At 46.3% G+C, this 19,276-nt stretch carries 18 protein-coding genes; 14 read left to right on the top strand and 4 right to left on the bottom strand.

What is annotated here, in order from left to right; all coding sequences use genetic code 11:
* Positions 1 to 205: 205 nt before the first annotated feature.
* Positions 206 to 1,108, top strand: coding sequence for a glutaminase A (glsA, locus tag C0033_RS01890; RefSeq protein WP_103226188.1), 903 nt, complete (start codon positions 206 to 208; stop codon positions 1,106 to 1,108).
* Positions 1,109 to 1,137: 29 nt separating this feature from the next.
* On the opposite strand, the gene C0033_RS01885 is transcribed toward glsA, so the two are convergent.
* The gene (locus C0033_RS01885) at positions 1,138 to 1,740 is read right to left on the bottom strand and encodes a hypothetical protein (RefSeq protein WP_103226154.1); all 603 of its coding nucleotides are present in this window, start codon (positions 1,738 to 1,740) and stop codon (positions 1,138 to 1,140) included.
* A gap of 189 nt (positions 1,741 to 1,929) precedes the next feature.
* Here C0033_RS01885 and C0033_RS01880 point away from each other — a divergent pair, with 189 nt between their 5' ends.
* A complete protein-coding gene (locus C0033_RS01880; protein ID WP_103226153.1) occupies positions 1,930 to 2,682 on the top strand; it encodes a class I SAM-dependent methyltransferase in 753 nt (250 codons plus the stop codon).
* A 42-nt stretch (positions 2,683 to 2,724) separates the two neighbouring features.
* On the top strand, positions 2,725 to 3,606 hold the full coding sequence (hslO, locus tag C0033_RS01875; RefSeq protein WP_103226152.1) for an Hsp33 family molecular chaperone HslO: 882 nt from the start codon (positions 2,725 to 2,727) through the stop codon (positions 3,604 to 3,606).
* 136 nt (positions 3,607 to 3,742) lie between these two features.
* Here hslO and C0033_RS01870 read toward each other — a convergent pair whose 3' ends face one another.
* Positions 3,743 to 3,943: a cold shock domain-containing protein gene (locus tag C0033_RS01870; RefSeq protein WP_103226151.1), complete on the bottom strand. Its 201-nt coding sequence runs from the start codon at positions 3,941 to 3,943 to the stop codon at positions 3,743 to 3,745.
* Between the two features lie 151 nt (positions 3,944 to 4,094).
* Here C0033_RS01870 and C0033_RS01865 point away from each other — a divergent pair, with 151 nt between their 5' ends.
* Positions 4,095 to 4,640: a DUF5662 family protein gene (locus C0033_RS01865; protein ID WP_103226150.1), complete on the top strand. Its 546-nt coding sequence runs from the start codon at positions 4,095 to 4,097 to the stop codon at positions 4,638 to 4,640.
* Between the two features lie 108 nt (positions 4,641 to 4,748).
* Here the strand turns inward: C0033_RS01865 and C0033_RS01860 are convergent, their stop codons facing one another.
* Positions 4,749 to 5,855: a ribonuclease H-like domain-containing protein gene (locus tag C0033_RS01860; RefSeq protein WP_103226149.1), complete on the bottom strand. Its 1,107-nt coding sequence runs from the start codon at positions 5,853 to 5,855 to the stop codon at positions 4,749 to 4,751.
* A gap of 188 nt (positions 5,856 to 6,043) precedes the next feature.
* Between C0033_RS01860 and ruvA the strand changes: the two genes are divergently transcribed.
* The 10 genes from ruvA (at position 6,044) to C0033_RS01810 (ending at position 17,380) form a co-directional block, all read left to right on the top strand.
* The gene (ruvA, locus tag C0033_RS01855) at positions 6,044 to 6,652 is read left to right on the top strand and encodes a Holliday junction branch migration protein RuvA (protein ID WP_103226148.1); all 609 of its coding nucleotides are present in this window, start codon (positions 6,044 to 6,046) and stop codon (positions 6,650 to 6,652) included.
* 22 nt (positions 6,653 to 6,674) lie between these two features.
* Entirely contained in the window at positions 6,675 to 7,667 is a 993-nt protein-coding gene (ruvB, locus tag C0033_RS01850; RefSeq protein WP_103226147.1) for a Holliday junction branch migration DNA helicase RuvB, read from the top strand.
* Positions 7,668 to 7,737: 70 nt separating this feature from the next.
* Entirely contained in the window at positions 7,738 to 8,172 is a 435-nt protein-coding gene (locus tag C0033_RS01845) for a cell division protein ZapA (RefSeq protein WP_242984388.1), read from the top strand.
* 67 nt (positions 8,173 to 8,239) lie between these two features.
* On the top strand, positions 8,240 to 10,420 hold the full coding sequence (locus C0033_RS01840; protein WP_103226146.1) for a U32 family peptidase: 2,181 nt from the start codon (positions 8,240 to 8,242) through the stop codon (positions 10,418 to 10,420).
* Positions 10,420 to 11,757: an FtsW/RodA/SpoVE family cell cycle protein gene (locus C0033_RS01835; RefSeq protein ID WP_103226145.1), complete on the top strand. Its 1,338-nt coding sequence runs from the start codon at positions 10,420 to 10,422 to the stop codon at positions 11,755 to 11,757. The genes C0033_RS01840 and C0033_RS01835 overlap by 1 nt, the downstream gene beginning before the upstream one ends.
* Complete coding sequence (locus tag C0033_RS01830) at positions 11,729 to 13,159, top strand: penicillin-binding transpeptidase domain-containing protein (protein ID WP_103226144.1); 1,431 nt, start codon at positions 11,729 to 11,731, stop codon at positions 13,157 to 13,159. Before C0033_RS01835 ends, C0033_RS01830 begins: the two co-directional genes overlap by 29 nt.
* 112 nt (positions 13,160 to 13,271) lie before the next feature.
* On the top strand, positions 13,272 to 14,039 hold the full coding sequence (locus tag C0033_RS01825; protein WP_103226143.1) for an FAD binding domain-containing protein: 768 nt from the start codon (positions 13,272 to 13,274) through the stop codon (positions 14,037 to 14,039).
* A gap of 4 nt (positions 14,040 to 14,043) precedes the next feature.
* On the top strand, positions 14,044 to 14,502 hold the full coding sequence (locus C0033_RS01820) for a 2Fe-2S iron-sulfur cluster-binding protein (RefSeq protein WP_103226142.1): 459 nt from the start codon (positions 14,044 to 14,046) through the stop codon (positions 14,500 to 14,502).
* A gap of 1 nt (position 14,503) precedes the next feature.
* Positions 14,504 to 16,798 (top strand): molybdopterin cofactor-binding domain-containing protein, encoded by a 2,295-nt coding sequence (locus C0033_RS01815; RefSeq protein ID WP_180994515.1) that lies wholly within the window; start codon positions 14,504 to 14,506, stop codon positions 16,796 to 16,798.
* 129 nt (positions 16,799 to 16,927) lie between these two features.
* Positions 16,928 to 17,380 carry an NUDIX hydrolase gene (locus C0033_RS01810; RefSeq protein WP_103226141.1) on the top strand — a complete coding sequence of 151 codons (453 nt, stop codon included), beginning with the start codon at positions 16,928 to 16,930 and terminating at the stop codon, positions 17,378 to 17,380.
* A 699-nt stretch (positions 17,381 to 18,079) separates the two neighbouring features.
* Here the strand turns inward: C0033_RS01810 and C0033_RS01800 are convergent.
* Complete coding sequence (locus C0033_RS01800) at positions 18,080 to 18,781, bottom strand: radical SAM protein (RefSeq protein ID WP_103226140.1); 702 nt, start codon at positions 18,779 to 18,781, stop codon at positions 18,080 to 18,082.
* Positions 18,782 to 19,276 lie beyond the last annotated feature (495 nt).

The following is a 19,276-nucleotide window of genomic DNA, read 5'->3' as shown; positions in this document are numbered from 1 at the left end:
CCATAGTCGACAAAATTAATGATATTATATAAGAAAAATTATACAGAGTCAACAACACAGGCATCAAAGACGGAACTGTTGCCAAAAGACTGCTGTGAGAATGAAAAATAATAGAGAAAAGGAACTGGGGAGTACGATGGAAAACAGGAAGGACTATTTATTGACAGAGTTTGGGCAAAAGACGATTATAAATTTGAAAGAGGAGATGGAGAAGGCTCTTGCTTATGGGAGAAGTTTTCTCGGCAGCGCAAAACCGGCCGATTATATCCCTGAACTTGCCGGGGCGAACCCGATGCAGCTGGGAATCAGCATTATTACCGCGGACAATCAAGCGTTTGGATACGGGGATTGGGAACAGCATTTTACATTACAGAGCATATCTAAAGTGATTGCTTTGATCCTTGCTGTGGAAGATATGGGGATGGAAGCGGTATTCGAAAAGGTGGGAATGGAACCTACCGGAGATCCGTTTAATTCCATTATACGGCTGGAAAAGGCCAGCAGAAAACCTTATAATCCGATGATCAATGCGGGCGCTATTGTCGTATGCAGCTGTATCAAGGGGAACTGTGCTAACGACCGGACCCAGCGGTTTTTAAAATTTGCAAGAAAGCTTTGCGGGAATCCGGAACTGAAGTTTGATGAGGCCGTTTTCTTATCAGAACGGATGACCGGTGATAAGAACCGGGCGCTGGCTTATATGATGAAGACAAACGGCATCCTGGAGGGAGAGGTGGAAGAGCATTTGGACGTGTATTTTCACCTTTGCTCTCTCATGGTCTGCAGCCGTGACATCTCATTTTTAGGAGCTGTTTTAGCCGGTAACGGATGCGATCCCGTGACCGGGGAGCGGTATATGTCCGGAAACGTGTTAAAACTGGTGAGGTCTTTAATGGTGACCTGCGGCATGTATGATGCGTCCGGAGAATTTGCAGCGAAAGTGGGACTGCCTTCGAAAAGCGGAGTCGGAGGCGGAATCCTTTCCGTAGTGCCGGGGGTTATGGGAATCGGCGCCTTCGGACCGGCACTGGACGAAAAAGGAAATAGCGTCGGAGGGGTAAAGATGTTGGAATACCTCTCGCAAAAATTAGAACTCAGTATTTTTTAAGCATAGATAAAGTATGATTTGATCAGCAGTCATTTCCGTGAAGAGAGACTGATGCAGGCCAGAACGCAGTTTCTTATAATATCAACCACAGCCAGCAATGCGCAGAATGCCAGCGCACCCATCAGGATCAGCTGATGAATTTTGTAGCTGGGGATTGTGGAGATCAGATAGGGAACGGTCATGGATGCCAGTTCCTGACTTGTCCAGGACAGGTTGCCGGCCATCTGGCTGATTAAAGTCTGATAGAGGGATTGGTCAAATTGATTTAACGTTCCTTTGATTGCCGTGTTTTCTAAAACGGCAGGAGGATTTTGGTTTCCCTGGCTTTTTAAAAGGTAAAACTGGCATCGTTCCTGGTTCAGGGTGTAGTAATAATGGCCTTTCAGTTTTCCATTATGCTGGTAATCGAAGCCGGTGTAATATAAGGTGCCGGCGGTCAGTGTAACGTAAGGCGCATTTTTATCGTAAACCTGTTCCATGAGATCTTCCGGGTCCAATGTTCTTGGAGAGGTATAATTATGGACTGGAAGTGACAGGAAAATGGCGGCGCAGAGAAGCAGCAGAAAGACAGGCAGGATTAGTCTTTTTAACAGCAGTTTTTTTACGTTAGTTCTGGTTGGGGTTCTTTTCATAGGTGTAATTTTTCCTTCTTTTATTCTTCCTATAAGTATAAGGAATACGGAACCAATAATCAAGCGCGACTTTCCGGCGGAAGGCGGAACTGCTGACAAATTTGATTATTGGTTGATTTTATAAGAAAAAATTGATATGATAATGTGGTTAAAACTTATGCTGTTAAATGCGGCGGAATGAGGTATCGTATGGATGAATATACAAGCTTTGCTGCAGTTTATGATATGTTTATGGACAACATTCCATATGGGGAGTGGTGTGAATACCTGACAGGGCTTCTAAAGGAATATGGGATTGATAAAGGCCTTGTTCTGGATATGGGATGCGGAACGGGCAGCCTGACCGAGCAGTTATCCGAAGCCGGATATGATATGATCGGCATCGATAATTCGGAAGAAATGCTGGAGATCGCGCTGGATAAAAAGGCGGAATCCGGCAGGGATATTCTTTACCTTTTACAGGATATGAGGGAATTTGAGCTTTACGGCACGGTTGCGGCTGTAGTGAGCATCTGTGATTCCATGAATTATATTCTGACGTATGAAGACCTGGTTGAGGTATTTAAACTGGTAAATAACTATCTGGACCCGGGAGGAATTTTTATCTTTGATTTGAATACGGAGTATAAGTACAGAGAACTGCTGGCGGATTCCACGATTGCAGAGAACCGGGATGAGGGAAGCTTTATCTGGGATAACTTTTACGACGAAGAAGAACATTTGAATGAATATGACCTTACCCTTTTCATTAAAGAAAAAGAAGGTCTGTACCGGAAATACGAAGAGGTGCATTATCAAAGAGCCTATAGCCTGGATGAGATTCGTCGGGCTTTAAAGGAATCCGGCCTGGAATTTGTGGAATGTTATGATGCATTTACCAGGGAAAAACCGGTGGAAGACAGCGAGCGCGTTTATGTGATTGCGAGAGAATCCGGAAAATAATAATAGAAGAGCCGTTTTCAGACGGCGGAATGCGAGGAAATTATGTCAGATTATATAATCAGAGCGACAGCGGCGGACGGACAGATCCGCGCGTTTGCATCGACAACAAAAGAACTGGTGGAACTGGCCAGATCACTTCATAATACAAGCCCGGTGGCAACGGCTGCTTTGGGACGCCTTTTGACCGCAGGCGGAATGATGGGGTCCATGATGAAGGGAAATGACGATCTTTTGACCATAAAGATTCAGGGAGACGGGCCGATTGAAGGCCTTACGGTGACCGCTGATTCCAAAGGAAATGTAAAAGGTTACGTATTTAATCCGTCCGTTATGCTTCCTCCTAATTCCAAAGGAAAACTGGATGTGGGCGGAGCGCTTGGAGTGGGCGTTTTAAGCGTAATTCAGGATATCGGATTAAAAGAGCCTTATGTTGGGCAGACGATTCTTGTCACTGGTGAGATTGCCGAAGATTTAACGTATTATTATGCGACTTCAGAGCAGACGCCTTCTTCCGTGGCCCTTGGTGTTTTGATGAATAAGGACAATACGGTGAGACAGGCGGGCGGATTTATTATCCAGCTGATGCCGGGAGCTTCTGAGGAGATCATAAGCGGCCTGGAAACAAAGCTGGGTGAGATTTCATCCATCACATCCCTGCTGGACGAAGGGAAAACGCCGGAGATGATTCTGGAGCATATCCTTGGGGAATTTAACTTGGAGATTACGGAGAAGATGGATACGCGCTTTTACTGCAACTGCGAAAAGCAGAGAGTGGAAAAAGCCCTTATCAGCATCGGAAGAAAAGAACTTTCCCAGATGATTGATGAAGGGGAGACCGTGGAAGTGAACTGTCATTTCTGTAATAAGAATTATCTGTTTACTGTGGAGGAATTGAAGGAACTTTTAACAAAAGCGACTCATTAAAAGAGAAGATACAAAAAGAGCCATCTGGAGATGGCTCTTACTTGTAATCACGTGCGGTATAACGAATTGCTTCATTCTATAAGTAATGAAAAAAGGTACACCGGCAGATGTTCAATGATAGTTAAACATCAGATGATTATAATTTGGTTACGTTTGTAGCCTGTGGTCCTTTGGCTCCGTCAACAACGTCAAATTCTACTTCAGCGCCTTCCTCTAAGGATTTGAAGCCGTCCATGTTAAGACCTGAATAATGAACAAATACATCACTGCCGTTTTCGTCGGAAATAAATCCGTAACCCTTCTGGTTATTGAACCACTTAACTGTACCTTTACTCATGATGATACCTCCAAAAAATATAAAAAATAGTAGTGGTTTGCAGCCTATCCTGCAACCTCCCTAAGAATATCATACTATTAAAAAAGTGTCAAATATTTTTCTGTTAAAAACTGAAAAATCTAATAAAATATAGTGTAAAAGAGGAATACAGATGAAATTACAGAATATATGGAATCATTTCTTCACTATCACTCAGCATAAGTGTCTGGTTATGAATCATTGCTTCCGGGTAGGGCTGATCAAACAGGGCCTGCTTCACGATCTGTCCAAATACAGTCCCACGGAATTCTGGACAGGAGTGAGGTATTATCAGGGAAACCGCAGTCCAAACGCGGCGGAGAGGGAGGTTTTGGGCTTTTCTAAGGCGTGGCTTCATCACAAGGGACGGAATAAGCATCATTTTGAATATTGGATTGATTTTTCCACCAGACTTCAGGACGGCCTGGTCGGGCATAAAATGCCGCTCAGATACGTGGTGGAGATGATGATGGACCGGATCGCTGCGTCCAAGGTATATAAAGGAAAAAACTATACAGACAGCTGCCCTTGGGAATATTACAGCTTTACCCGCCCGTACATTGTAATCCATCCCGATACAAGGGCGCTGCTGGAGAAAATGCTTTTGATGCTGAAGGAAGAGGGCGAAGAAAAAACATTTGCCTATATCAGAAAATTACTCAAGCAGAAAGATTATTAAAACAGGTTTAACTGTGAAGGGAATTCTTAATAGAGAGGGCCGGAAAAAAGAGGGATAAAATGGAAAATGCGCCGCAAATCCAGGCGCATTTTCAGGTGTTTTTCCTAATTAAAGAACAGACTTGGCCAGAAGCTGTGAAATTAACTGCCGCAGGTATGCTTCAAACCTATCCGATTCATGGAAGAGAGAGTCTTCATATTCGATGTATGTTAATTTCGCTTTATATTCCTGCTGGAGAAAAGGCTCCCATACCGGTTCAAACTGCGGCAGGAAACAGCCGCTTTTTTTTGTATAGCAATTTTTGGGAGTTGCTTTTGTGCGGGCGTCCTTGTCCACATATTCGCCTACGCTCTTATGTATGGCCGTATCTTCATAGACCAGATAATAATAGTCTTTATAATTTGGATAAAAATGTTTGAGGCAGCCGTCATAAAGCTCGATGGAGAGGAGCAGCAGATTGCCCTCGGCCCGGCAGGCCGCGCAGGAAAGCGAGCGTTCAATAGGAACCGGTATCCTGTATTCGCTTTTGCAGGTGAGTAAGAGGGAACGGTGTTCATCTCCAAAAATATCGGTTAGGGACTCAATGGCTTGACCTTCAAGTGAGAAGGAATGTTCAAAAAAGTCCGGATAATTGAGAATCGGAAGAATCTGGGGCATTCCCTTTAAGTCGTCTTCATTATGAAGGATCAGGAGCTGATAGAGGTAATCACTGCGGGACTGGAGATAATCATAGTAGACCTGGATCAGCTGGCCGCCGTTATAGGTATCTTCCCGGTCAATTCCCAAAAAACATTCTATGGATTTCTGCTTTAAGCTGTCCAATTGGAGCAGATAGCGGTAGGGGTTGATCTTACGGTAGATATCGAAGCTCTGTACCTCTGAAAAATCATAGGAAAGACCATAGGATTTACAGCGTTTGAGCAGATAGGGAATATCAAAGCCGTCGCCGTTAAAATGGACTAATATTTTATAATTCTTTAAAAAGCTGAAAAATGCGTGCAGCAGCTCCGGTTCGGATTCTCTGGTATCGGCAAACCATTGGATCAGATGCCAGGAATTGTTTTTATAATACGTGCAGCCAATTAAATAGAGATTGGAATAATCACCGGAAAAACCGGTGGTTTCAATATCAAAAAAGAGCAGGCTGTCCAGACTGCCGATCCGGTTCAGCGGATAGGTGTCGGGTAACGAAATCTGTTTATCGATTGTAATCATAGTGTTCTCCTGTCAATATACGGGCAAGTCCTGCCCGCATACCCATTATATAGGGGAAGTGGGGGAAAAGTCAACACGGTGAACGGTAACCCGGAATTGAAAAACAGAATATTTGTTCGGTATTGTTGTTTACAAATGTTGCGCGGCTATGGTATGATATCGTCAGATATAATAAAGGAGATTTTATTGTGATTTCATATATAAAAGGATTGTTGGTTGAGACATTTGAAGATACGATTGTGGTGGAAGCCGGCAATATCGGCTATAACATACACGTGCCCCTTTCCCTGTTGGAACGGCTTCCGAAGGTGGGCAATGAAGTGAAGGTGTTCACTTATTTTCAGGTAAGGGAAGATGCCATGAGCCTTTACGGCTTTTTGAACCGTCAGGATCTGGACATGTTTAAGCAGCTGATCGGCGTGAATGGAATCGGGCCGAAGGGGGCGCTTGGGGTGTTGTCCACGCTGACACCGGACAGCTTGCGGATGGCCATTATCTCAGGTGATGCCAAGGCGATATCCAAGGCGCCCGGAATTGGAGTTAAGACAGCCCAACGGGTGATTCTGGATTTGAAAGACAGGGTTCACATAGAAGATATGCTTCCTCAGGAAGCGGAAACGGAAGCGTTGGGCGGCAGCCTGGTGGGACAGACCGGAAAAGAAGCGATGGAAGCGCTGGTTGCTTTGGGATATTCGGGAAGCGAGGCGGCTAAGGCGGTCAGACAGGTGGAGATCACGGACGAGATGACGGTGGAGGACGTATTGAAAGCCTCTTTAAAGCATTTGTCCTTCTTATAGTATAAAAAGACAGGGAAGTATTATGGAGCGAAGAATTATTAATACAGAAGTAACGGAAGAAGAAAAAAAAATAGAACTCAATCTGCGGCCGCAGCTTCTGGATGATTATATTGGGCAGGAGAAGATCAAGTCCACATTAAAGATTTACATAGAGGCGGCCAAGTCAAGAGGGGATTCTCTGGACCACCTTTTGTTTTACGGACCTCCCGGACTTGGAAAGACCACGTTGTCAGGGATTATTGCCAATGAAATGGGCGTTAATATGAAGATCACTTCCGGCCCGGCCATTGAAAAGCCGGGGGAGATGGCGGCTATCCTCAATAACCTTCAGGAGGGGGATGTGCTGTTTGTGGATGAGATTCACCGTCTGAACCGACAGGTGGAGGAAGTGCTTTATCCGGCCATGGAGGATTTTGCCATCGATATTGTGCTGGGAAAGGACGCGTCTGCCAGGTCGATCCGCCTGGATCTGCCTCATTTTACGCTTGTTGGGGCGACGACCAGAGTGGGGCTTTTGACCGCTCCGCTCAGGGATCGTTTCGGCGTGGTTCAGAAGCTGGATTTCTACCTTCCGGAGGAATTAAAGGCCATTGTCTGCCGTTCCGCCAATGTGCTGGGAGTGGAGATTGAGAGCTCAGGGGCCATGGAGATTGCAAAAAGATCCAGAGGAACGCCGCGTTTAGCCAACCGCCTGCTGAAACGGGTCCGCGATTTTGCACAGGTGAAATACGATGGGGTGATTACCAGAGAAGTGGTGGATTTTGCTCTGGATATACTGGATGTGGACCGCATTGGGCTGGATAATAATGACCGCAATATCCTGCTGACCATGATACAGAAGTTTGGCGGAGGGCCTGTGGGCCTGGATACGCTGGCCGCGTCTCTCGGGGAAGATGCAGGGACTTTGGAAGATGTATATGAGCCATATTTGCTGATGCAGGGATTGATAAACCGTACTCCGAGAGGGCGTATGGCCACAGATCTTGCTTATCATCATCTTGGAATTGAACGGTAAGTGTGCTATACTGTGGAGGAACAGAGAGTCATGCCGTTTATGAAGCCATTTGAAGGGGCGGTTTTAACGCATGATGAACGAGAATGAAAAAGAGAGCAAGGAGAATTTTACTATGGCTGCAAAACATTATGCAGAAGTTTTGATAGATGGGAAGATTTATACATTGGGCGGCATGGAGGAAGAACACTACCTTCAGAAAGTGGCCAGCTATATCAACGAAAAGACATTAAGGCTGCGGCAGCAGGATGGTTTTTCCAAGCAAAGCCAGGAATACCAGTCGGTGATGATCGCCCTTAATATTGCGGATGATTATTTTAAAGCCACGGACCAGGTGGCAGTGCTGGAAAAGCAGAACAATGATATGGAAAAAGAAGTTTACAGCCTGAAGCATGAGCTGATCACCACCCAGATGAAGCTGGAAGCCGCTCTCAGGCAGATGGAGCAGTCTGCGGATCAGAAGAAAGCAGGAGGAGAGGCTGCGGCTACAAAGACAACTAAAAAGTAAGATACATAGGATGTCTCATGCAGGAATGGGGCATCTTTGAATTTATGGACAGGAAAGGATTGAAAGAATGGAGAACAAACGTGTGGAGGTGCTTGCGCCGGCCGGTTCCTATGAAAGTCTGGTGGCCGCGGTAAATGCAGGAGCGGATGCGGTGTATATCGGCGGAAGCCGTTTTGGAGCCCGCGCTTATGCGGACAATCCGGATGAGGATCTTTTGATTAAAGCGCTGGACTATGCCCATCTGCATGGCAGCAGCGTGTATATGACGGTAAACACCTTGGTTCGTGACGATGAGCTGATGGATTTGGAGGAATACCTTGCGCCATATTATGAACGGGGGCTGGATGCGGTGATCGTTCAGGATTTTGGCGTGTTTCATTATATCAAGAGACATTTTCCGGATCTTCCTATCCATGCCAGCACGCAGATGACCATAACCGGCGTCTATGGAGCGAAAGTTTTAAAGGATATGGGAGCTTCCAGAATCGTGACGGCCAGAGAGCTGTCTTTGGAAGAGATCTCGGAGATTCACAAACAGGTGGACGTGGAGATCGAGAGCTTTGTCCACGGAGCGCTTTGCTATTGTTATTCCGGGCAGTGCCTGTTCAGCAGCCTGATCGGAGGGCGGAGCGGAAACCGGGGGCGGTGTGCCCAGCCTTGCAGGCTTCCTTATGATGTGTTAAAGAACGGAAAAAAGGTGAACAAGGATAATGAACGGTACGTATTAAGCCTGAAGGACCTAAGCACTCTGGATCTGATACCGGAGATGATTGAGGCCGGAATCTTTTCCATGAAGATTGAGGGACGGATGAAGAGCCCCAGATATACGGCCGGAGTGGTCAGCATTTACAGAAAATATGTGGACCTCTATCTGGAAAAGGGAAGGGCCGGTTACCGGGTGAACCAGGAAGATAAAAAAACTCTTCTGGATCTTTTTGACCGGGGAGGACAGACCGACGGTTATTATGAGCAGCATAATGGCAGGAATATGGTGGTTTTAAAGGAAAAACCGGCTTTCAGGGAAGGCAACCAGCAGCTGTTTGATTATCTGGATCAGACCTATGTGAACAGGCAGAAACAGGAACCGGTAAAGGGAGTTTTGACGCTCACAGAGGGACAGCCTTCTGTGCTGGAACTGCGCTGCGGAAGCTGCGGTGTGAAGGTGACGGGGCAGATGGTTCAGACGGCGCTGAAACAGCCGTTAACGGAAGAAAAGATCTTAAAACAGATGAAGAAAACGGGCAATACCCCGTTTGTTTTTGAAGAGCTAAGAGTGGAATTAAACGGCAGCATTTTTATGCCGGTTCAGGAGTTAAATGAGCTGAGACGGTCGGGGCTGGAGCTGCTTGAGAAAGAGATTTTAGGACGTTTTCATAGGAATGTTCCTGATCATCCGGAGCAGGCGGAAGATAAAACTCAGAGCCTCCCGAATCCCGATAAAAAACTTCATGTTCTTCTGGAGAAAAAAGAGACGCTGGAGCCTGTTTTAAAAATAGAAGAAGTAAGTGAGATATTGATAGACAGTGCGGAGTGGAACGGCGGTGTGTGGAGTCAGGCTGTTTCGGAGTGCCATAAGTGGGGAAAGAAGTGTTTTCTGGCAATGCCGTATATATTCAGGAAAGAAGCGGAAAGATATTTCCTGAAGTGGAAAGAGGAACTGGTGGTTTCCGGATTTGACGGAATCCTGGTGCGGACGGTGGAAGAGGTGGAATTTCTAAAGGAACAGGGAATCGTTCTTCCTCTGATTTTTGATTATAACCTGTATGCATATAACCGGGAAGCCAAGGCGGAGATGTTTAAATTGGGAGCGGACAGGCTTACTCTTCCTGTGGAATTAAACAGCCGGGAACTGGAACGGCTGGGGTGCGGGGGAGAAGAGATGATCGCATATGGGGCCATTCCCATGATGGTTTCCGCCCAGTGCATCAGAAAGACGATGGAAGGCTGCAGTGGGAAGACGGAACTTCTGTATCTGAAAGACCGGATGGGAAAAGAGATGCCGGTTAAGAATATCTGTCCGTTTTGTTACAATGTCTTTTATAATTCAGCTCCGCTATCTCTGTTAGGGGACCGGGAACTGATAAAAAGGCTGAACCCGTCTGGAATCCGCCTGCAGTTTTCTACGGAAAGTCCGGGAGAAGTGAAGGAGATTGCAGCGGCATTTGCGGATGTCTGGATGTATGGAAAGTCTGCGGAACTGCCTGTGAAGGAATACACGAGAGGCCATTTTAAAAGAGGAGTGGAATAGTGATAAATCTGATTATTGATGTTTCCAAATACCTTCTGATATTGCTCATGGCGGTCTATACGTACCTTAATTTCCGGTACTTCGCCATGCCGACGGAAGCCAGGAAATTCCGCATCTGCGGCGCACAGAACCGGGTCATGTTTGTCCTGCATCTGCTGGCCTATACGGTGTTGTATTTGAAAACGGAAGATGAAGTGGTGATTATCTTTTATCTGGCGCAGCTGGTGTTTTTTCTGTGCTATATTTATATATCCAGACTGTTTTACCGTCATGTGTCCAGACTGCTGGTGAACAACATGTGCATGCTGTTGTGCGTCGGGTTCATTATACTGACTCGTATCTCCACGGAACGGGCGCTGCGCCAGTTTGTGATCGTGGGCGTATCCGCGGTTGTGACGATGATCATACCATTTGTCATGGACCGGGTATGGCAGCTTGGAAAGATTCCATGGGTCTACGGAATTGCGGGATTGCTTTTGCTTGCCGTAGTGCTTCTGGTGGGAAACAGCAGCTTCGGCGCCCAGCTTTCTTTGGGGGTGGGGGCGCTGTCCTTTCAGCCGTCGGAATTTGTTAAGATCAGCTTTGTATTTTTTGTTGCCACCATGTTTTACCGGTCTTTGGATTTTAAGACGGTGCTCATTACCACGGCGGTAGCGGCCGTTCATGTGCTGATTCTGGTGGCGTCCAAGGATTTGGGAAGCGCGCTGATCTTTTTTGTAACTTATCTGTTTATGCTGTTTGTGGCTACGTCCAATTGGTTTTATCTGATTGCCGGAGCGGCGGGGGGTTCATTTGCTTCTGTGCTGGCTTACCGTCTGTTTTCTCATGTGCGGGTCCGGGTATCCGCCTGGATGAATCCGTGGGCGGATATTGATAATAAGGGTTATCAGATTACCCAGTCTTTGTTCGCCATCGGGACGGGAGGCTGGTTTGGTATGGGGCTTTACCAGGGAATGCCGAAGAAAATTCCCGTGGTGGAAAAGGATTTTGTGTTTGCGGCCATTTCGGAGGAGATGGGAGGAATCTTTGCCCTTTGCGTGATTCTGATCTGCCTGGGATGTTTTTTGCAGTTTATGATGATCGCCAACCGGATGCAGGCCAGTTTTTATAAGCTGACCGCTTTTGGATTGGGGATCGTCTATATCGTGCAGGTATTTTTAACTGTGGGCGGGGTGATTAAGTTCATCCCGTCTACCGGAGTGACCCTTCCTCTCGTCAGTTATGGAGGGAGTTCGGTTTTAAGCACGTTTATATTGTTTCAGGTAATTCAGGGACTGTATATTTTAAAGCGGAATGAAGAGGATGAATATGAAGACGAAGAAGAATCAGACTCCTAAGGCAAATCATAATATTTTAATCCTGACCTATGTGATCGTGGGCCTGTTTTTAGCCATGGCCTGTTATTTCGCATATTTTCTGCAGTTTAAAAGCGAAGACGTGATAAACAATTCTTATAACGCCAGGCTGGACAGCTTTGCGGACCGGATTGTCCGGGGAGAGATATTGAGCAATGACGGCACGGTGCTGGCGCGGACGGATGTGGATGGTTCGGGAAATGAAAACAGGGTCTATCCTTACGGCTCCCTGTTTGCCCATATCGTCGGTTATTCCAGTAAGGGAAAGACCGGGCTGGAATCCCTGGGTAATTTTTATCTGCTTTCGTCCCATGTGAACCTGATCGAACAGGCGGTAAATGAGCTGTCCGGGGTGAAAAATATCGGCGATAATATCGTGACCACTCTGGATGTTCAGCTTCAGCAGACGGCTTCGGCGGCGCTGGGGGACAGAAAGGGAGCGGTGATTGTGATGGAACCGGATACGGGAAAGATCTTAGCCATGGTATCCAAACCGGACTATGATCCCAATACTCTGGCAGCGGACTGGGATTATCTGATCTCTTCGGATAATACCGGAGGCCAGCTGTTAAACAGGGCTTCCCAGGGTCTGTACCCTCCCGGCTCCACCTTTAAAATCGTTACGGCGCTGGAATATATCAGGGAAAATCCGGCGAATTACAATGACTATACCTTTGACTGCAGCGGACGTTTTCATATCGAGGATTATACGATCAAATGTTATCATGAAACGGCACACGGAGCCCAGAATTTCCAGCTGGCATTTGCCAATTCCTGCAACGGGGCCTTTGCCAACCTGGGCCTGAAACTGAACCTGGGGAATTTAAAGAGCCTGGCAGGGGAACTGCTGTTTAATTCGGAGCTGCCGCTCTCCATTCCCTACAGCAAGAGTTCTTATGTGATGGGGACAGGTGCGGATACCTGGACAATTCTTCAGACCTCCATCGGGCAGGGACAGACCCAGATCACACCGATGCATAATGCGATGATTACGGCTGCGATTGCCAACGGCGGAACGCTGATGAAGCCTTATCTGATCGATCATGTGGAAAATATCGGCGGGGAAGAGATTAAGAAATTCATGCCGGCCTCCTACGGGAACCTGATGAGCGCAGAGGAAGCCGGGATATTGACTTCTTTTATGAGGTCGGTGGTTACGGAAGGGACCGGATCGGCGGTGAGAACGGATGCATATACGGTTGCCGGAAAGACCGGATCAGCCGAATTTGAAACCGGGAAGGAAACTCATGCATGGTTTACCGGATTTGCTCCGGCAGACGATCCTCAGCTGGTGGTAACCGTCATTGTGGAAGAGGGAGGTTCCGGCGGAAAGGCGGCTGCGCCCATTGCCAGAAGCATTTTCGATGTTTATTTTTCCCGATAAACGCTGAAACGGGAGATATTGTTAATTAAATAAAGTGATGTTTGTCAAAACAGGTGTATTCATGCTATAATACACCTGTTAATTTTTGTCGAAAAACCTAAGGAGGATTATCGTGTTTAAGGCGAAAGCGTATGTTAAGGTTAGGAGTCTGGATGAAGCCTGGGAGCTGAACCAGAAAAAGAGTGCGGTAGTGGTCGGCGGTATGATGTGGCTGAAGATGGAAAACATCAATAAGCAGACGATCATAGATCTGTCCGGGCTGAAGTTAGACGGTATAAAGGAAGCAGACGAGATGTTTTCCATTGGATGTATGTGTACCTTGCGTCAGCTGGAACTTCATGAAGGATTGAATAAATATTTTGACGGAATTTTTAAAGAGTGCACCCGTCATATTGTGGGGGTGCAGTTCAGAAACAGCGCAACGGTGGGCGGAAGCGTTTACGGACGTTTTGGTTTTTCCGATATCATCACTTGTCTGCTGGCGCTGGATTCTTATGTTGAATTACATAAGGGAGGAATTATTTCCCTTAAAAGTTTTGTTTCCATGCCATATGACAATGATATTTTAGTGCGCATTATTATAAAAAAAGACGGAAGAAAAGCGGCCTATGTGACCCAGCGGCAGACGAAAACGGATTTCCCGCTGATCGCCTGTGCGGTGGGCAAAAAGGACTCCAGATGGTACATTTCTGTGGGGGCCAGACCGTCCTGCGCAAAGCTGGTTAAGATGGATGACGACGGCGATTTGGACAGGCTGGCAGAAGAGGCGGCAGCTCAGTTTAAGTTTGGCACAAACCTTCGCGCCAGTGCGGAGTACCGTCAGGAATTGACAAAGATTTATCTGAAACGTTTGATGGGTCAGATCAGGGAGGCAAAGTAGAGAGATGACAATTCAATTTATTTTAAACGGATTACCAACAAAGGCGGAGATTGAAGCGGATACCCTTCTGCTGGATCTGGTGCGTTCCAAAGGGTGCTACAGCGTAAAACGCGGCTGTGAGACATCAAACTGCGGCCTTTGCACCGTATGGGTGGACGAAAAACCGGTTCTTTCCTGTTCCACATTGGCAGCCCGGGTGGACGGCCATTCTGTGATCACTCTTGAGATGCTGCAGGAAGAGGCGGAGGAATTCGGGCGTTTCCTTGCCGGAGAAGGCGCAGAGCAGTGCGGATTCTGCAGTCCCGGATTCATTATGAATGTGCTGGCTATGGAAAAAGAGCTTAAAAATCCTTCGGAAGAAGAGATTAAGGAATACCTGACAGGAAATTTATGCCGCTGCAGCGGATATATGGGACAGCTTCGGGCTGTTAAAAAATATTTGGACAGGAAAGGGGGACAATAGGATGGAGAAGAAACTGCGCGCGGTCAGCGCCCCTGTGATAAAAAAGGATGCCATGGCTTTGGTAACCGGAAAGCCGGTTTACACAGATGACTTAGCACCAAAGGACTGTCTGGTTGTGAAGATCCTCCGCAGCCCTCATGCCCACGCCATCATCGATGACATCGACGTGTATATGGCCTGCAAGATTCCTGGAATTGCCTGTGTCCTCACTTACAAGGATGTTCCCCAAAAACGTTTTACTATGGCTGGACAGACCTTTCCTGAGCCAAGCCCATATGACAGGCTGATCTTGGACAAAAAAGTCCGCTTTGTGGGAGATGCCGTCGCGATTGTGGCAGGAGAGACGGAAGCGGTGGTAGAACAGGCTCTGAGAATGATAAAAGTAAAGTATACGGTTTTAGAGTCGATCCTGGATTTCCGCAAGGCAAAGGATCATGATATCCTGATTCACCCGGAGGAAAACTGGAGAAGCAAGGTCCCGGTGGGAGCCCATAATAAGAGAAATCTCTGCGCGACGGCCAGTGACCAGCATGGAGATGTGGACGAAGTGATGAACAGCTGTGACGTTGTGATTGAGCGGACCTATCACACGAAAGCCAACCAGCAGGCCATGATGGAAACTTTCCGAACTTATACCTACATGGACACTTACGGTCGTTTAAACGTGGTTTCCTCCACTCAGATCACCTTCCATGTGAGAAGGATTCTGTCCAATGCCTTAGATATACCAAAATCGAAAATCCGCGTGTTAAAGCCCAGAATCGGAGGCGGATTCGGCGCGAAACAGACGGTTGTCACAGAAGTGTACCCGGCTCTTGTAACGCTGAAAACAGGAAAACCGGCGAAGCTCATCTACAGCCGTTATGAATCCCAGATTGCATCCTCTCCAAGGCACGAGATGGAAGTTACCGTTAAAATCGGTGCAGGCAAAGACGGAATGATCCGGGCGATTGATGTTTACACCCTGTCCAATACGGGAGCATTTGGCGAACACGGCCCTACTACGGTGGGATTATCCGGCCATAAATCCATTCCTTTATACGGAAGGACGGAGGCGTACCGTTTTGCATATGATGTTGTATATACGAATGTTATGTCTGCAGGCGCATACCGCGGGTATGGAGCCACGCAGGGAATTTTTGCCGTGGAATCAGCGGTTAATGAGCTGGCGGCAGAATTAAAGATGGACCCTGTTAAACTCAGGGAACTCAATATGGTGAGGGAAGGCGATATTATGCCTGCTTACTATGGCGAGCAGACCAACAGCTGTGCGCTGGACCGCTGTCTGGCCCGTGCAAAAGAGATGATTGGCTGGGATGAAAAATATCCGTGCCGTGATATGGGAAATGGAAAAGTCCGTGGTGTCGGCGTCGCCATGGCCATGCAGGGTTCCTCAATCTCCAATGTGGATGTGGGATCTGTGGCAATTAAAGTCAATGATGACGGTTTTTACAGCCTGATGATCGGAGCATCCGATATGGGAACCGGCTGCGATACGATTCTTGCCCAGATGGCTGCCGACTGTCTGGATTGTGATGTGGATGATATTGTTGTTCACGGAGTGGATACGGATATCTCGCCTTATGATTCCGGATCATACGCTTCCAGTACCACCTATTTGACCGGCATGGCAGTTGTAAAGACCTGTGAGAGCCTGAAAAAGAAGATTATTAAAAAAGCGGCCGACTATCTAGAATGCGCAGAAGATAGCCTGGAATTTGACGGAAAACGCGTATATCAGCCGGGAGGTTCTAAAGAAATTTCGCTGAAGGACATCGGCAACCGCGTGATGTGCAACAACGAGGATGCCTTATCGGCCAGTGAATCCCACAGTTCGCCGATATCACCACCTCCATTTATGGTAGGCATGGCGGAAGTGGAAGTGGATAAGGAGACCGGAGCGTATGAGCTGATCGATTATGTTGCGGTGGTGGACTGCGGTACGGTGATCAATCCAAACCTGGCCCGGGTTCAGACGGAAGGCGGAATTGTCCAGGGAATTGGAATGGCGTTGTATGAGGATATCACATATTCCGAAAAAGGCGTTCTGGCCCAGAATTCCTTTATGCAGTACAAGATTCCGACCCGTCAGGATATGGGAACCGTCCGTGTGGAATTTGAAAGCAGCTACGAGCCTACCGGCCCATTCGGCGCTAAATCCATCGGAGAGATCGTAATCAACACGCCTTCTCCAGCCATTGCCCAGGCGATTTACAATGCGACAGGCGTCCGCGTGAGAGAGCTTCCGATCACGGCTGAAAAACTGTTTTTCGGAATGCAGGAAAATCTTTCTTAAACAGGTGCCTTTATACAGTGCTTGCAAATAAAAATAAAACGAGGTATACTAAAACCAGTCTATGAAGACACACCAGCAACTGAGAACCGGACACAAGAACCGGATCAGTTAAACTCAGGAGGGATTGCAATGATAGAGGCAACGAGCTGTGGCGGTGTGGTTATATTTCGAGGTAAGATTCTGGTTTTGTATAAGAACTATAAAAACAAATATGAAGGATGGGTTTTGCCAAAAGGAACTGTAGAAGCAGGAGAAGAATTTAAAGAGACGGCGCTGAGAGAGGTAAAAGAAGAGACCGGGGTCAGCGCATCCATTATTAAGTACATCGGCAAGAGCCAGTACTCTTTCAACACACCGCAGGATACGGTGGAGAAGGATGTGCACTGGTATCTGATGATGGCAGACAGCTATTACAGCAAACCACAACGGGAAGAATACTTTATCGATTCCGGATATTATAAGTTCTACGAGGCCTACCATCTGCTGAAGTTTTCCAACGAAAAGCAGATATTGGAAAAGGCGTATAATGAATATCTGGATTTGAAAAAAAGTAATCTTTGGGGCAACAAAAAGTATTTTTAATTTTATTTTATGCCGAATAGAAAAGTAGCGTAAGAATGGAAACAGAACTGTACTTTTATCTCTTATAGGGATAAAGTACAGTTCTATTTTTGTTGTCGGAAGAATGTGCGATTGGCTTATAAGAACAGGGCTGCGCCATACAAGGCAATTGGAATAAAATATTTCATGTACGCCTTCAGTACCGCTCTGCAGTGAGCCAACAATGGCCATTGCACCGGGGCATACAAACAAAGTTGCATTAATAAATCCTCCGGATATCTTGCTTTTTGGATTCCCCGATATCCTTTGTATTATGTCTCCAAGTTGGTTTATACAATTATCGATATCAATGAAATCTCCTATAATGGCACCGATAACTAAAGACAGAATAATAATAACTGCATTTTCTCCTTTCATGGAACCTGTAATACCTTCATAGATCATACAAAGCGAGAGCCCCTGCATAACAAGCTTTCTGCATGTTTCCGAAAGCCTTTTACCAAGCAAGACTCCGGCAATTCCACCCACTGCTACAGCTGCCGGAATTGTATTTGAGCCGATTTGGCAATATTTTGAAACTTCCCTTAAATCCACGCCAGTTCCGTACCATAGGCCTGTCGCTTTCCCCTCAATCTGTTGATCTTCCCTTGGTTCAGTGCTTTACGGCATGGGTGAAAGAATGGCTTCAGTCACACTATAATGAAGTCTTGTTCTGAGAGGTTAAAAAGCTCCAACGGCTTCCTCCAGCTGTTTTTTGATCTCTTCAAATTGTTTATCTTCCAGCCACAGCTTTTTTCGGAACCGTTCATCCTCCAGACGGATCACAATCAAACGATCCGGCCGGAGACGGCCAATAATTGTTTTCAGCCGTTCCACATCCTCTGTGCTGTCGTTGTATCCTTTAATAATCGTAATTTCAAATAAGAAATTTCCATTGTATTGACTGCGAAAAGCAGCCATGTTATCTATGTATTCGGCGAGAGTATACCCTTCCATGGGCCTTTGGACTTTTTGGAAAGCGGCCTCGGTTACCAGTTTGATCTCTCCTAAAACCTCCTCGCAGCAGCTGGCAATCTCCATGTATTCTTTTTTGCCCAGCAGATATCCATTTGTTAAAAGACGTATGGGTACATTTCTTAGGCGGATAAAATCAATAATCTCTTTGATTCGGCCGTGAATCAGAGCTTCTCCTTTGGAGTTGATAAACACAAGATCCGGTTTTTCCATGTTCAGGCGCTGGGAAAGCTCCTCAAGATCTTCACCGATGCACCCAAAATCCTGGGGCGAGTCCAATTTGTTCTTTGTTCTGCCGATAGGGCAGATAATACATTCGAAATTACAATACTTGTCCGGGAGCACATTCAGTTCCAGTACCCGTTTTCCATCTTCCTCATAAACATCCTTGTAAGTAAAGCTTGTCATTTTTATACCTCTCTTAGTATAGTTTTTATTTTTTGTGCTCATTCACATGAGCAGATACACGATTTCAGATCAACAGGTTCTTCTTCCCCAGTCTTAATGAAATAAAAAAAGCAGCCCTGTGTTGTGTAACACAGGCCTACTACACAATAAAATGAAACCCCGGCGGGTTGATTTTACTACTATTTTTTTATATGGTACACGATATGAAGGAAAAAGTCAATTATATCATCTTTTCTGGTTGTAAGAATTTTACTTTAACAGTACTTTTTAAAATCCGGCTATTTCCTTATTGACAAGAATTCCCATTATCTGTATGATGTATTTATAAGTGCGTTACGAGATTTTTCTTTTAACAAACTGCTGTAATCTATAAAAACCAATCTAAACTTTAGGGTTCGCCCCAAGAGAGAAGACGGGAACAATAACGATGTTTTTCAGGCCCTGGGTGGGTCTGTTTATTGAAGCCTGTTTTTTAACAGGCTTCTTGTTTTATAA

The sequence above is a fragment of the Clostridium sp. chh4-2 genome (assembly GCF_002899675.1).
Taxonomy (GTDB): domain Bacteria; phylum Bacillota; class Clostridia; order Lachnospirales; family Lachnospiraceae; genus CHH4-2.
This window is presented reverse-complemented; position numbering and strand designations above follow the sequence as displayed.

Excerpts from the sequence above, each read along its gene's own strand:
- glsA (WP_103226188.1), top strand. The coding sequence starts at position 206 with ATGGAGAAGGCTCTTGCTTATGGGAGAAGTTTTCTCGGCAGCGCAAAA.
- C0033_RS01885 (WP_103226154.1), bottom strand. The coding sequence starts at position 1,740 with ATGAAAAGAACCCCAACCAGAACTAACGTAAAAAAACTGCTGTTAAAA.
- C0033_RS01880 (WP_103226153.1), top strand. The coding sequence starts at position 1,930 with ATGGATGAATATACAAGCTTTGCTGCAGTTTATGATATGTTTATGGAC.
- hslO (WP_103226152.1), top strand. The coding sequence starts at position 2,725 with ATGTCAGATTATATAATCAGAGCGACAGCGGCGGACGGACAGATCCGC.
- C0033_RS01870 (WP_103226151.1), bottom strand. The coding sequence starts at position 3,943 with ATGAGTAAAGGTACAGTTAAGTGGTTCAATAACCAGAAGGGTTACGGA.
- C0033_RS01865 (WP_103226150.1), top strand. The coding sequence starts at position 4,095 with ATGAAATTACAGAATATATGGAATCATTTCTTCACTATCACTCAGCAT.
- C0033_RS01860 (WP_103226149.1), bottom strand. The coding sequence starts at position 5,855 with ATGATTACAATCGATAAACAGATTTCGTTACCCGACACCTATCCGCTG.
- ruvB (WP_103226147.1), top strand. The coding sequence starts at position 6,675 with ATGGAGCGAAGAATTATTAATACAGAAGTAACGGAAGAAGAAAAAAAA.
- C0033_RS01845 (WP_242984388.1), top strand. The coding sequence starts at position 7,738 with ATGATGAACGAGAATGAAAAAGAGAGCAAGGAGAATTTTACTATGGCT.
- C0033_RS01840 (WP_103226146.1), top strand. The coding sequence starts at position 8,240 with ATGGAGAACAAACGTGTGGAGGTGCTTGCGCCGGCCGGTTCCTATGAA.
- C0033_RS01830 (WP_103226144.1), top strand. The coding sequence starts at position 11,729 with ATGAAGACGAAGAAGAATCAGACTCCTAAGGCAAATCATAATATTTTA.
- C0033_RS01820 (WP_103226142.1), top strand. The coding sequence starts at position 14,044 with ATGACAATTCAATTTATTTTAAACGGATTACCAACAAAGGCGGAGATT.
- C0033_RS01815 (WP_180994515.1), top strand. The coding sequence starts at position 14,504 with ATGGAGAAGAAACTGCGCGCGGTCAGCGCCCCTGTGATAAAAAAGGAT.
- C0033_RS01810 (WP_103226141.1), top strand. The coding sequence starts at position 16,928 with ATGATAGAGGCAACGAGCTGTGGCGGTGTGGTTATATTTCGAGGTAAG.
- C0033_RS01800 (WP_103226140.1), bottom strand. The coding sequence starts at position 18,781 with ATGACAAGCTTTACTTACAAGGATGTTTATGAGGAAGATGGAAAACGG.